The sequence below is a fragment of the Rhodococcus sp. WB9 genome, from assembly GCF_007558985.1.
Classification (GTDB): domain Bacteria; phylum Actinomycetota; class Actinomycetes; order Mycobacteriales; family Mycobacteriaceae; genus Rhodococcus_F; species Rhodococcus_F opacus.
In genome coordinates, this window is record NZ_CP041769.1 from 882201 (window position 1) to 895842 (window position 13642).

Here is a 13642-nt window from a genome sequence, read left to right on the forward strand (position 1 = left end):
CGCCGCCGGCTCAGTGCCCGACGTTGTCCTTCAGACGCTTGAACGAAGCCTCGACCTCGGCCTTCGCCTCGGCGAGCCCGACCCAGTCGGCTGCCTCGACGTGCTTGCCCGGCTCGAGGTCCTTGTAGTGGACGAAGAAGTGCTTGATGGCGTCCAGCTCGAACTGCGGGACGTCGCCGATGTCCTGGATGTGGTCCCACCGCGGGTCGCCGGCCGGCACACACAGCACCTTGTCGTCGCCGCCGGCCTCGTCGACCATCTTGAACATGCCGACGGGACGTGCCTCGACGATGACGCCGGGGAACACGGACTCGGGGAGCAGGACCAGCGCGTCCAGCGGATCGCCGTCCTCGCCGAGGGTGTTCTCGATGAAGCCGTAGTCGGCCGGGTAGCCGAACGCGGTGTAGAGGTAGCGGTCCAGCTTCACGCGACCGGTCACGTGGTCGACCTCGTACTTGTTTCGCTGACCCTTGGGGATCTCGATGGTGACGTCGAACTCCACGCCGATTCCTCGCTGTCGTGTCGATGATGATTCGGGGAGAGGATATCGGGTCGAGGATAAGGTTGGTTGTCTGACCACCCACGAATCACAGTGAAGACGGAGGCGCGTTGCCGGGCCAGGGAAAGAAGAAGATGGGCTCGTTGGCGGGACGCCACCGTCGGAACATGCGAATTCTGTTCGCGTCGGTCGTCGTCGTGGTGCTCGCGATGGCGGCTGTTCTGGTGGTCGCGGTGACCGCGCACAACGCGTCGGCGGGTCGCGGTGAACTGACGATCGCGCCCGAACCGGCACCGATCACGGCGGCCCCGCAGGTCACGCCGGTGCCGGACGACGCCCCGATGCCGACGGCACAGGGGATCGCCGCCGCGGTCGGTCCGGCCGCCGCCAACCCCGACCTCGGCAAGTTCAGCGGAACCGTCGCCGACGCGGTCACCGGTCAGGTCCTGTGGAGCGTCAACCCGCAGACCCCGATGACCCCGGCGTCGACCACCAAGGTCCTCACCGCGGGATCCGCGCTGCTGGCGCTACCGCCCGACCACCGCGTGACGACGAAGGTGGTGCAGGGCGCGACTCCCGGCGAGATCGTCCTCGTTGCCGGCGGTGATCCCACACTCACCGCGAAACCGGTCGGGGAGAACGGCTACTACCCGGGTGCGGCGCACATCTCGCAGCTGGTCGATCAGATCCGGAACGCGGGCATCCAGGTGACGAGCATCGTGGTCGACACCCGCATCTATTCGGGCGACACCATGGCGCAGGGATGGTTCCCGACGGACGTCGGCGCCGGATTCATCACCCCCACCGAACCGATCATGATCGACGGTGGACGGGCCGACCCGCTCGTGGACGAGTCGCCGCGCAGTGCGACACCCGCGCTCGACGCCGGGCGGACGCTCGCCGGTGCGCTCGGCGTCGCCCCGTCGGCGGTCACGTCGGGGGTCGCGGCGCCCGGTGCGGCTACCGTGGCGAGCGTGCAGTCCGCGCCGCTGCGCGACCGGTTGCGGCAGATGATGGAACACTCGGACAATGTGCTTGCCGAAGCGATCGGGCGGGAGGTTGCCATGAATGCCGGCGCGGAAGCATCGTTCGCGGGCGCCGTCGCGACCATCGGCCGGACCCTGTCCGGCGCCGGATTCGACCTGTCGGGGCTCACACTGCACGACGCGAGCGGGCTGTCCGTGGACGACCGCATCGCACCGCACACACTCGACCAGGTCCTGACGGCCGCCGCCGGGGAGGGGAACCCTGCCCTGCGGCCGATGCTCGACTACCTGCCCGTGGCCGGTGCGACGGGCAGCCTGTCGGACCGGTACGCGTCGGGGAACCGCACCGGCGCCGGGTGGGTGCGGGCGAAGACCGGCACCCTGTCCACGGCCAGCGCGCTCGCCGGCTACGTGGTGGACCAGAACGGGCGGGTGCTGACGTTCGCGCTGATGTCCAACGACCGTCCGCCGGAGGTCAGCCGTCCCGCACTCGACGCACTGGCGGCCGCGCTCCGCACGTGCGGGTGCCAGTGATGGCCGCCGAAGGGAATGCCTTCAGCGGTGCCGTCGACTGGAAACTCGCAGCCCGGACGGGGGTGAGGCTGGCGCGCAGCGGTCCCGCCACGTCGCGATATACGGCCGAAACCGTGGTCGCGGAACTGGCCGACGCGTCGATGCGCGCGGAACTGCCGGTCCGGGAAGTCACCGGTCTCGCCGACGGCCTTCCGGTGCCGACCGCCCAGATCCTCGACCGGGCCGGGTGGATCCACGCTGCCGCGCATTCGATGTCGCAACTGACCGGCGGCGACGCCGCTCCCGGCATGCTGCTCGGCAAGCCGGCGGGCCTTCAGGCCGGAGCGATGCTCGCATACCTGTCCTCCGCGATCCTCGGCCAGTACGACCCGTTCACCGGCGACGACGGAACCCTGCTGCTGGTGGCGCCCAACGTGGTGTCGGTCGAGCGGACGTTGCGGGTGAGGCCCAGCGACTTCCGGCTCTGGGTGTGCCTGCACGAGGTGACGCACCGGGTGCAGTTCTCGTCGTCACCGTGGCTCACCGGGTACATGCAGGCGTCGGTGGAGACGCTCGGATCCGCCGAGGACGAGTCGGTCACCGACATGGTCGGCCGGTTGTCCTCCGCGCTGCGCGCCCGTGGGCGCACGGAGCCGGACGAGTCGGGCGCACCGGGAGGCATCGTCGGGCTGCTGCGCGCCACCCAGGCGGAGCCGCAGCGTGAGGCCCTCGACCGTCTGCTGGTACTCGGCACCCTCCTCGAGGGACATGCGGACCACGTGATGGACGCCGTCGGCCCCGCAGTCGTGCCGTCGGTGGCGGCGATCCGGGCGGCGTTCGATCAGCGTCGCCGACGCAAGAGCAACCCGGTGCAGCGTCTCATCCGGGCGCTGCTCGGAATGGACGCCAAGATGGCGCAATACGTGCGCGGCAAGGCGTTCGTCGACGCCGTCGTGGACAAGGTCGGGATGGACCGGTTCAACGTCGTGTGGACCGGCCCCGACACGTTGCCCCGGCTCGCGGAGATCGACGCGCCGGACGCCTGGGTGTCCCGGGTACTGGGCTGATTCGAGAAGGGCTGAGCCGGTGACGCTGCTTCCCGAGGAGCCGGCGATCCTCGAGGTTCGTCACGCCGTGCGGCGCTGGATCGCCGCGCACGCCCCGGACGGTGAGATCGCGGTCGCGTTGTCGGGTGGCGCCGACTCACTGGCGCTGACCGCGGCGGCCGCCGCGGAGGCGCGTTCGGTGCGTGCCCTCGTCGTCGACCATCGGCTGCAGCCGGGGTCGGCCGACGTGGCCGACGAGGCCGCGGCCCGTGCCCGAGCGCTCGGCTGCGCGTCCGCCGAGGTGCTCTCCGTCGATGTGACCGGGTCGGGCGGGCTCGAGGCGGCGGCCCGGCAGGCCCGTTACCGCGCCCTCGACTCGGCGCGCGGAACCCGCCCGGTGCTGCTGGGACACACCCTCGACGACCAGGCCGAAACAGTGTTGCTGGGGTTGTCGCGCGGTTCGGGTGGCCGATCCATCTGGGGGATGAGCCCGTACGACAGCCCGTGGGGTAGACCGCTGCTGGACGTGCGCCGCGCGGTGACCCGGCAGGCCTGCGTGGAACTGGGACTCAGCCCACACGAGGATCCACACAACGCCTCGCCCGACTTCGCGCGGGTGCGGCTGCGCACCGAGGTGCTCCCGCTGCTCGAGGACGTCCTGGGCGGCGGCGTCGCCGGGGCCCTCGCCCGCACCGGGGAACACCTGCGCGAGGAAGGGGCGGTCCTCGACGCGATGGCCGCCGAGACCGAAGCGAAAGTCGTGGTAGACGGCGAAATCGACGCGGCCGTGCTCGTTCTGTCGGCGCCACCCGTCCGCAGGCGGGTACTGCGCAGCTGGCTACTCGCGGCCGGTGCGCGCGGTCTCGGAGACACGCAACTGCGAGCCGTGGACGACCTCGTCGCACGGTGGCGGGGACAGGGACAGGTGGCGATCGGGGGCGGAACACCGGACGCGAGGTTGGTGGTCCGCCGACGACGTGGCAGGCTGAACGTCGGATTGGACGACCGACGAAGGGTTTGATCGCGTGTACGAAGGCGACATCGCATCGGTACTGATCTCCGAGGACGAGATTCGTCGACGTACCGTCGAACTGGCCGAGGAGATCGCCAAGCGCTACCCGGAGGGCGCCCCGGAAGGGGATCTGCTCCTGGTGGGTGTCCTCAAGGGCGCCATCTTCTTCATGACCGACTTCGCGCGAGCCCTCCCCATCCCCACCCAGATGGAGTTCATGGCCGTCAGCTCCTACGGGTCGTCCACGTCGTCCTCCGGCGTCGTGCGCATCCTCAAGGACCTCGACAAGGACATCGCCGGCCGGCACGTGCTGATCGTCGAGGACATCATCGACTCCGGTCTGACGCTGTCCTGGCTGATGCGCAACCTGTCGAGCCGCAACCCGGCGTCCCTCGAGGTCGTCACGCTGCTGCGCAAGCCCGACGCCATCAAGGTCGACGTCAACGTCGCGAACGTGGGCTTCGACATCCCCAACGAATTCGTCGTCGGGTACGGCCTCGACTACGCCGAGCGGTACCGCGACCTGCCGTACATCGGGACCCTCGAGCCTTCCGTCTACGGCGGCTGATCTCCGCGCTGCTCGTCAGCGGACGGGTTCGTGCGACACGGCGAGCTCCAGCGCCCGCAGGTCCTGCTCCAGCTGCCGGAACAGCCAGTACACGCCGACGAACGCGAAGATGCCGCCGACGCACAGGATGCGGACCGCGATGATCACCAAGGTGATCTCGTCGGGTGACAGGAACGTCACTCCGGCCACACCGGCCAGCGGAACCGACGCCGCGACGGCCAGGTACAGCGTGCTCCGGCGGTCGAGACCCCGCAGCTTGTGCGCGTCGGCGCTGCTGGCGATGTCCTGCGGCAGCAGGGTGGGGTAGATGCAGCGCACCGCGAAGAACGCGACCACGAAGAACGGGTACGCCACCGACACGGCACCGCACACGATGAGTGACGCGATGAAGTGCACGTACGCGCGAGGTGGCACGTTCCCCGCCGCGAGCTGCAGGGAAATCGGATAGGCGATGCCCGCGATGACCCACAACCCGAACACCACGAGCACGACCCGGTCGCCGAGCAGCAACGTGTCGGTGCGGGCCCGGGCCAGCGTCTGGCGGTCGTACGACTTCCCCTTGCGCAGACCCCGCGGCACGAGCAGCGGGTATCGGCACCAGTAGAGCAGCATGATCGCGCCCAACGGGAACGCGATCGAATTGATCACCAACTGGATCGCCTCGAACGACTGCTGGGCCTCCGGCGTCAGGTTGCTGATGATCAGCATCTTGTTGTGGTGGTAGTTGTAGGCACCGGCGAGAGCATTCGGCACCGCGATGCCGAACACCAGAATCGGGAGCGCGAAGCGCCGCAGCCGCATGCGCCAACTGTTCGGCGGCGGATCGACGAGGTCGCGGGCCCGCGGGTTGAGGCACAGGTCGAACTGCTGGGCCAGTTCGGCACCCGACGACCACCGGTCCTCAGGCTTCGGAGCCAGACACGTCAGGAGCACCCGGCGCAGCGACGGCGGGCAGTCGTAGGGCAACTGGTCGAGAAATTCCGGGTCGATGTCGCGGCTACGGCGATCCATCATCGCTTCGAGTGCCACGAGCGACTCGCTCGAGACTTCCTCGTCCTCGAACGGACGCCGCCCGCACATCAGCTCCCACAGCATCACGCCCAGCGCGAAGATGTCGCTCCGGGTGTCGAGGTCCGCTGCCGTCCCCGGCATTTCGCGGTGGCACGCCTCGAGTTGTTCGGGGGACATGTAGGCCAGAGACCCACCGAAGTAGGCGAGCGGGGATGCCCCGGTGACGCTGTCGCTGAAACTGATGTTGAAATCCGCCAGCTTCGGCACACCCTCCGCCGTCAGCAGGATGTTGGCAGGCTTGATGTCGCGGTGCAGGACGCCGCGCTTGCCGGCGTAGTCCAGGGCGTCGGCCAGTCGACGCCCCAACCACGCGATCGTCTCCGGCCAGGTGAGCGATGCGATCTCGTCCCGCACGCTGGAGTCGGTGGGCCTGATCTCGCCCTTCTCCCGCATCTCCTCGTCGACCACATCCAGCAGAAGGCTGCCCGTGCGGTCCTGTTCCGGCGTGACGCGGACGCGGCGCAGAACCCGCAGCAGGGTGCCGCCCGGCAGGTACTGCATGTAGAGCAGGCGCAGCTGGCGGTCCTCGAGCAACCGCTGGTCGAACACGCGCACGATGTAGTTGTGGTCGAGCTGCGCGAGGGTCTGCGGCTCGTTCCCCTTGTCGTGCGAGATCTTCACCGCGACGAGTCGCTGCATCGACCGCTGGCGTGCCAGGAACACGCGGCCGAACGCGCCGCTGCCAGGCCCATCAGCAGATCGAAATCGTCGACCTGCTGTCCGACCTCGACATCGTCGAGCGCCGCATTGCCCGGCGGCGTGGTGATGAGGGTGTCCGGCTGGCGGGCGGTCACGGTCGGACCGGCGGCCGCGGTCTGCTCGGCGGCCGCGGTCTGCTCGGCGGGTGCGGTTTGCTCGGCCGCCGTGGTGTGTTCGGCGGCGGCGGTCTGCTCGGCGGTCATGGTCCGTGCGGACATGGTTTGCTCAGCAACCACCGTCGACGGCCCGGCCGCGACCGTCGCTTCGCTGCTCTCGTGTTCGGAGTTCGTGACTCCGACGGTCCGTTCGGCAGAGTCCGATCCAGCGGCCGATCCGTCTCTGCCCGACCCGTTTCCTCTGGTCATTGCACATCGAGGGTTCTACTGGGCGGGTTCTCTGGGCACATCGAGGTTGTCTGGAGCGGTGTGAAGAGTCCCATCCAGGGACAAGCGAATGGTAACCCCGCAGACCTACTGTATCCAGCGCGAATACTCGAAATGACTGCTTCCCTGCACCATATACTCGGGTGATGGGGGACTCCCCGTTCACCTCAGCCGTCGTCGTCGCCGAGCAGGTTCGCTCGGGCGTCTCGAGCCCGATGGAGCATGTCGAGGCCGCGCTCGCGGCCATCGACGAGCGTGAACCGAAGATTCAGGCGTTCGTCACGGTCCTCGCCGAACAGGCCCGAGCCGACGCCCTCGCCCTCTCTCACCGGCCGGATCTGTCCACGCTTCCGCTGGCAGGAGTGCCCGTCGCGATCAAGGACGTCATTTCCGTGGCCGGACTGCCGATGCGCGAGGGATCGGGTGCGACCAGTGCCGAACCGAAGGTTTCCGATCACCCGGTCGTCGCGCGACTGCGGGCGGCGGGAGCGGTGGTCGTCGGCCTGACCACCCTCCCCGAACTGGCGGTGTGGGGAACCACCGACGCGCCCGGCCGCATCACCCGCAATCCGTGGAATCCGTCGCGGACCTGCGGGGGTTCGTCCGGGGGAGCGGCCGCCGCCGTCGCCGCGGGGATGGTGCCCCTGGCCCACGGGACCGACGGTCTGGGGTCGATCCGCATCCCCTCCGCGAACTGCGGAGTGTTCGGTATCAAACCGGGCAGGGGAGTGGTGCCGTCCGAACTCGGCGCTACCTCGTGGTTCGGGATGGCCGAGAACGGGCCCATCGCCACGACCGTCGACGACGCCGCTCTCATGCTGTCCGTCCTCGCCGACCGGCCCGAACTCGCGCGGATCGGCGCGTCGGAACCACTGCGGATCGCGGTGGCGGCAGGGTCGCCGACATTCCTGGCCACGGTCGATCCGCAGTGGCGGGATGCGGCCGTGCGCGCGGGCAGGGAACTGACCGGCTCGGGCCACGACGTCGAGCCTGCGACGTTGCCGTACCCGGTCAACCTGCTTCCCGTTCTCGCCCGCTGGACCGCGGGAACGGCCGCCGACGCGAAGGGGCTCGATCTGCGGCTACTGCAGCCGCGGACCCGCAGGCACGTCGCGGTGGGCCGCGCGCTGGGCCGGTTCGTCCGCCCCGAGCAGGTGGGCAGGCTCGAAGAGTCGCTGCGCGCATTCTTCGAGAACTACGACGTGGTGATCACACCCGCTCTCGCGCAGCCGCCGCTCGCGGCGACGACGTGGAGCGAGCGGTCGTGGCTGTCGAACATCGTGGCCAACGTGCGGTACGCCCCGCTCAGCGCGCTGTGGAATCTCGTCGGGTGGCCTGCGGCGAGTGTGCCCGTCGGCACGCACTCACACTCGGGCACACCGCTGGCCGTGCAGATCGCGGCACCGCCCGGAGGAGAGGCCAGGATCCTGGCCCTGGCCGCTCACATCGAACGGGTGGGCGGCGGCTGGCCGAGGGTCGCGCCCGCGCGGTGAACTCCCGCACATTCGGACCCGGATGGAGTCCGAGGGAACCGATGGGCAATCGCATGCGTTGAAAGAAAGAGACCGCTCCCAACGGCGGTTGGCTGCTACCTGGAGTCGCCGGGGTGCCTTCGCGGTAACCTGGTTTGTCCGGTTGGCAGCCGGAAGGCGCACCCGGAAGACCCGCACTCTCGAAAGGACCGGCCATCTCGGCCGACCTGTATGAACCGTAAGACTGTGTTTCGAAACCTGGCGATAGTTGCCGGCATCCTGCTGGTGATCTACGCCTTCAGCTACTTCGGCAACGACACGCGCGGATTCAAGGGTGTCGACACCTCCGTGGCGATCGCGCAGCTCGACGCGAACAACGTCGACAAGGCGCAGATCGACGACCGGGAGCAGCAGGTTCGCCTGTGGCTGAAGGACGGCAACGACGCGACCGACGGCAAGACCGAGATCCTCGCGAAGTATCCGGCGTCGGCGTCCGAGCAGATCTTCAACGAGATCTCCGACAAGGGCCTACAGAGCTACAACACCACGGTCACGCAGGAGAGCTGGCTCACGTCCATCCTGCTGTTCGTCCTGCCGATGGTGATCCTGCTCGGCATCTTCTTCTTCGTGATGAGCCGCATGCAGGGCGGTGGTCGCGGCGGCGTCATGGGCTTCGGCAAGTCGAAGGCCAAGCAGCTCAACAAGGACATGCCGAAGACAACGTTCGCCGACGTCGCGGGTGCGGACGAGGCCGTCGAAGAGCTGTACGAGATCAAGGACTTCCTGCAGAACCCGATGCGCTACCAGTCGCTGGGAGCGAAGATCCCGCGCGGTGTGCTGCTGTACGGGCCGCCCGGAACCGGTAAGACCCTCCTCGCCCGAGCGGTGGCAGGCGAGGCCGGTGTCCCGTTCTTCACGATCTCCGGTTCGGACTTCGTCGAGATGTTCGTCGGTGTGGGTGCGTCCCGTGTGCGCGACATGTTCGACCAGGCCAAGCAGAACAGCCCCTGCATCATCTTCGTCGACGAGATCGACGCCGTCGGACGCCAGCGTGGCGCGGGCCTCGGTGGCGGACACGACGAGCGCGAGCAGACCCTCAACCAGTTGCTGGTCGAGATGGACGGTTTCGGTGACCGCACCGGCGTCATCCTCATCGCCGCCACCAACCGCCCCGATATCCTGGACCCGGCGTTGCTGCGTCCGGGCCGCTTCGACCGGCAGATCCCGGTCGGCGCCCCCGACCTCGCCGGGCGTCGCGCCATCCTGAAGGTTCACTCGCAGGGCAAGCCGATCGACCAGCACGCCGACCTCGAAGGCCTGGCCAAGCGCACGGTCGGAATGTCGGGTGCCGATCTGGCCAACGTCATCAACGAGGCCGCGCTGCTCACCGCCCGCGAGAACGGCACCGTCATCACGGAGGCCGCACTCGAGGAGTCCGTCGACCGTGTGGTCGGCGGTCCCCGCCGCAAGAGCCGCATCATCAGCGAGCACGAGAAGAAGATCACCGCGTACCACGAGGGTGGACACACGCTCGCCGCGTGGGCGATGCCCGACATCGAACCCGTCTACAAGGTCACCATCCTCGCCCGCGGCCGCACCGGCGGTCACGCGATGACGGTGCCCGAGGACGACAAGGGCCTGATGACGCGGTCCGAGATGATCGCTCGCCTCGTCATGGCGATGGGTGGCCGCGCGGCCGAGGAACTCGTGTTCCACGAGCCGACCACCGGTGCGTCCTCTGACATCGACATGGCGACGAAGATCGCGCGGTCGATGGTCACCGAGTACGGCATGAGCGCCAAGCTGGGTGCGGTGCGGTACGGCCAGGAGGGCGGAGACCCGTTCCTGGGCCGGTCGATGGGTCAGCAGTCCGACTACTCCCATGAGGTCGCACGCGAGATCGACGAAGAGGTCCGCAACCTCATCGAGGCCGCGCACACCGAGGCGTGGGCGATCCTCAACGAATACCGCGACGTGCTGGACATCCTGGCCACCGAGCTGCTCGAACGCGAGACGCTCACCCGCAAGGATCTCGAGAAGATCTTCCACAGCGTCGAGAAGCGCCCGCGCATCACCGCGTTCAACGACTTCGGCCACCGGACCCCGTCCGACAAGCCGCCGGTCAAGACGCCGCGGGAACTCGCGGTCGAGCGCGGCGAGCCGTGGCCCCAGCAGCCCGAGCCGGTGTTCGCCCAGCAGCAGTCGCAGCAGGCTCCGCCGCAGCAGCAGTACCCGCAGCCGGCACCCGCCAACGGTTACTCGCAACCGGCACCGGCCCGGCCGCAGGGTGGGATGACGCAGCCGCGTCCGGACTACGGCGCCCCCGCGGGCTGGTCGGCTCCGGGCTGGCCGCCTCGCGACCCGGGGAACCAGAACAACCCCGAGGGCCAGTACCCCGGTAACCAGGGTCCGGGGAACCAGTGGAACCCGCCGCACGAGCAGCGTGGCACCGGCGACGACGACGCGCAGACGAGGGCCTGGAAAGGACCGGACGGATCGAACTGATCCGCCCGACACTAGGCTGTTGCTTCGGGACGATCGGTCCCGGTACTGGAGGAGTTTCGGTTGTCGGTGAATCATCTCGGTAGTGAGCCCGTGGCACTCGAGACAGGCCGGGTGTTCGATCAGCCGCGTGCCGAAGCTGCGGTGCGCGAACTGCTGATCGCGATCGGTGAAAACCCGGACCGTCCCGGACTCCGGGATACGCCCGCCCGCGTGGCGCGGTCGTACCGCGAGGTCTTCGCGGGCCTCTACACCGACCCGGACACCGTGCTGAACACGACGTTCGACGAGGGGCACCAGGAGCTGGTGCTCGTTCGCGACATTCCGCTGTACTCCACGTGTGAGCACCATCTCGTGTCGTTCCACGGGGTCGCTCACGTCGGGTACATCCCCGGTAAGACGGGCAAGGTGACCGGCCTGTCGAAGCTGGCGCGCGTGGTCGACCTGTACGCCAAGCGTCCGCAGGTGCAGGAGCGTCTGACCAGCCAGATCGCCGACGCTGTCATGCGCAAGCTCGACCCGCGCGGTGCGATCGTGGTCATCGAGGCCGAGCACCTGTGCATGGCGATGCGGGGGATCCGCAAGCCTGGTGCGAGTACCACCACCTCCGCGGTGCGTGGTCTGCTCCAGTCCAGCGCGGCCTCACGTTCCGAGGCTCTGGACCTTATTCTGCGGAAGTGACCGTGATCGAGTTGCCCGCGCCAGGCCGAACCGTGGTGATGGGCGTCCTGAACGTCACCACCGATTCCTTTTCCGACGGCGGACGTTTCCTCGATCGTGACGCGGCGCTCGCGCGCGGTCTGGAACTGAAGCGTCTCGGCGTCGACATCGTCGACGTCGGCGGCGAGTCCACCCGGCCGGGCGCGGCGCGGGTCGATCCCGACGTCGAAGCCGATCGCGTCGCACCTGTGATCGCGGACCTGGTGGGCGAGGGCATCTGCGTCAGCGTGGACACGATGCGGGCGTCGGTCGCGGAGGTCGCGATCGAGGCGGGTGCGTCGATCATCAACGACGTCGCCGGTGGCCGTGCGGATGCGGCGATGGCCTCGGTCGTCGCGGACGCCGGAGTGCCGTGGATCCTGATGCACTGGCGTTCGGCTGCCGACTACGTGCACCGCGGCACCGCCGACCACTACGAGGACGTGGTCCGTGAGGTCCGGGACGAACTGATGACCCAGGTCGACCTGGCCGTGAAGGCCGGGGTGGATCCAGGTTCCCTGGTGCTGGATCCGGGTCTCGGTTTCGCGAAGAACGCCGACCACAACTGGGCTCTGCTGAAGGCGCTGCCCGAGTTCAACGCGCTGGGATTCCCCGTCCTGATCGGCGCGTCCCGCAAGCGGTTCCTGGGTTCGCTGCTGGCGGATGCGGACGGGGAACCGCGCCCGCCCGCCGGCCGGGAGATCGCGACCGCCGTCGTCTCGGCGCTCGCCGCCACCCACGGAGCGTGGGGAGTGCGCGTGCACGACGCGCAGGGTTCCCTCGACGCCATCGCGGTCGCCGAGGCCTGGGCAAAGGGTGCAGCCGGACGTGAGTGATCGAATCGAATTGCGCGGCTTGAAGGTTCGTGGCAATCACGGCGTCTTCGAACACGAGAAGCGGGACGGTCAGGACTTCTACGTCGATATCACCGTCTGGATGGACCTTGCCCCCGCCGCCGCATCGGACGACCTCGACGACACCCTCGACTACGGCGGACTGGCCGAGCGTGCGGCCGCGATCGTCGCGGGACCCTCACGGGACCTCATCGAGACCGTCGCCGCGGAGATCGCGGACGGGGTGATGACCGACCCTCGTGTCCGGCGCACCGAGGTGGTGTTGCACAAGCCGTCCGCGCCGATCCCGCTGACCTTCGCGGACGTCGCGGTGGTCGCGCACAGGGCGCGGCCATGAGTCGCGCGGTGTTGTCGATCGGGTCGAACGTCGGCGACAGCCTCGCCCATCTGCAGTCCGTTCTCGACGGTCTGGGTGGCGCGGTCGTGGCGGTCTCTCCGGTGTATTCGACGGCGCCGTGGGGCGGTGTCGAGCAGCAGGACTTCCTCAACGCGGTCCTCGTCGTCGACGATCCCGCTCTCGACGGTTACGGCTGGCTGCGGCGCGGGCAGGAACTGGAGGTTGCCGCCGACCGGGTGCGGATCGAACGGTGGGGCCCGCGCACGCTCGACGTCGACGTCGTCACGTGCGACGACGTCCGCAGCGACGACCCGGAACTGACGTTGCCGCACCCACGAGCGCACGAGCGTGCGTTCGTGCTGATTCCGTGGCTGGACGTCGAACCCGACGCCGTGCTGCCGGTCGACGGGACGACGACCCGGGTGGACGCGCTGCTGCCACTGCTGGGCGACGACGAACGGGCCGGTGTGCACCGGACGCAGCTCGTTCTGGACCGGCGGTCGCGATGAAGCCGGAACCGACGGGCACGATGAAACCCACCCGGATCTGGGATCTGCTGTTCCTGGCCGCTCTCGCCGTCGCCGCCACCTGGATTCTGGTCCGTGTGTTCTACGGTTCGTTTCCGCCGATTCCCGTGTACGCCGGGGCGTCGCTGTATCCGGTCGCGCTGATCGAGGTCGTGCTCGCGTTCATGGTGCGATCCCGGGTCAGCAACCATCAGGTGGGCGACGGACCGCGTCAGCTGCACCCGATCACCGCCGCCCGGGTGGCGGCGCTAGCCAAGGCGTCCGCGCTCGTCGGTGCCGCGACGGCCGGGGTGTGGGGCGGCTTCCTGCTGTACCTGCTTCCGCAGCGTTCGGTGCTCCGGGCCGCGGGCTCGGACACTCCCGGCGCGTGGGTGGGCCTTGTCGCCGCACTGGCCCTCGTCGGCGCGGCACTGTGGCTGGAACACTGTTGCCGCACCCCCGACGACCCCTCGGACGAGCCGGCGCATTGAGGAC

12 protein-coding genes and 1 pseudogene are annotated in these 13642 nt (G+C 68.9%); 11 read left to right on the forward strand and 2 right to left on the reverse strand.

Features of this window, described 5'->3' with window-relative positions:
• Window positions 1-10: 10 nt before the first annotated feature.
• Entirely contained in the window at window positions 11-502 is a 492-nt protein-coding gene (locus FND50_RS04230; protein ID WP_144284855.1) for an inorganic diphosphatase, read from the reverse strand.
• 131 nt (window positions 503-633) lie between these two features.
• Here FND50_RS04230 and dacB point away from each other — a divergent pair, with 131 nt between their 5' ends.
• From dacB to hpt, 4 genes are read left to right on the forward strand one after another with little or no spacing between them, the layout of a single operon-like run.
• Complete coding sequence (gene dacB, locus FND50_RS04235; RefSeq protein WP_144288970.1) at window positions 634-2019, forward strand: D-alanyl-D-alanine carboxypeptidase/D-alanyl-D-alanine-endopeptidase; 1386 nt, start codon at window positions 634-636, stop codon at window positions 2017-2019.
• Window positions 2019-3065, forward strand: a complete 1047-nt coding sequence (locus tag FND50_RS04240; RefSeq protein ID WP_144284856.1) for a zinc-dependent metalloprotease — start codon at window positions 2019-2021, stop codon at window positions 3063-3065. The genes dacB and FND50_RS04240 overlap by 1 nt, the downstream gene beginning before the upstream one ends.
• Before the next feature lie 19 nt (window positions 3066-3084).
• Window positions 3085-4065 (forward strand): tRNA lysidine(34) synthetase TilS, encoded by a 981-nt coding sequence (gene tilS / locus FND50_RS04245; RefSeq protein WP_005262129.1) that lies wholly within the window; start codon window positions 3085-3087, stop codon window positions 4063-4065.
• A gap of 4 nt (window positions 4066-4069) precedes the next feature.
• Window positions 4070-4624, forward strand: coding sequence for a hypoxanthine phosphoribosyltransferase (gene hpt / locus FND50_RS04250; protein ID WP_005244976.1), 555 nt, complete (start codon window positions 4070-4072; stop codon window positions 4622-4624).
• A 15-nt stretch (window positions 4625-4639) separates the two neighbouring features.
• Here hpt and FND50_RS04255 read toward each other — a convergent pair.
• Window positions 4640-6759 (reverse strand): annotated as a pseudogene (locus FND50_RS04255) (serine/threonine-protein kinase).
• A 164-nt stretch (window positions 6760-6923) separates the two neighbouring features.
• Between FND50_RS04255 and FND50_RS04260 the strand changes: the two are divergent.
• The 7 genes from FND50_RS04260 (at window position 6924) to FND50_RS04290 (ending at window position 13638) form a co-directional block, all read left to right on the forward strand.
• Entirely contained in the window at window positions 6924-8270 is a 1347-nt protein-coding gene (locus tag FND50_RS04260; protein WP_144284857.1) for an amidase, read from the forward strand.
• 210 nt (window positions 8271-8480) lie between these two features.
• Window positions 8481-10754: an ATP-dependent zinc metalloprotease FtsH gene (ftsH, locus tag FND50_RS04265; RefSeq protein ID WP_005262141.1), complete on the forward strand. Its 2274-nt coding sequence runs from the start codon at window positions 8481-8483 to the stop codon at window positions 10752-10754.
• 60 nt (window positions 10755-10814) lie between these two features.
• The gene (gene folE, locus FND50_RS04270; RefSeq protein ID WP_025431746.1) at window positions 10815-11432 is read left to right on the forward strand and encodes a GTP cyclohydrolase I FolE; all 618 of its coding nucleotides are present in this window, start codon (window positions 10815-10817) and stop codon (window positions 11430-11432) included.
• Complete coding sequence (gene folP, locus FND50_RS04275; RefSeq protein WP_144284858.1) at window positions 11429-12286, forward strand: dihydropteroate synthase; 858 nt, start codon at window positions 11429-11431, stop codon at window positions 12284-12286. Before folE ends, folP begins: the two co-directional genes overlap by 4 nt.
• The gene (folB, locus tag FND50_RS04280; protein WP_144284859.1) at window positions 12279-12641 is read left to right on the forward strand and encodes a dihydroneopterin aldolase; all 363 of its coding nucleotides are present in this window, start codon (window positions 12279-12281) and stop codon (window positions 12639-12641) included. The genes folP and folB overlap by 8 nt, the downstream gene beginning before the upstream one ends.
• Entirely contained in the window at window positions 12638-13150 is a 513-nt protein-coding gene (gene folK / locus FND50_RS04285) for a 2-amino-4-hydroxy-6-hydroxymethyldihydropteridine diphosphokinase (protein ID WP_144284860.1), read from the forward strand. The genes folB and folK overlap by 4 nt, the downstream gene beginning before the upstream one ends.
• 20 nt (window positions 13151-13170) lie before the next feature.
• Window positions 13171-13638 (forward strand): DUF3180 domain-containing protein, encoded by a 468-nt coding sequence (locus tag FND50_RS04290; RefSeq protein ID WP_182624050.1) that lies wholly within the window; start codon window positions 13171-13173, stop codon window positions 13636-13638.
• Window positions 13639-13642: the final 4 nt, after the last annotated feature.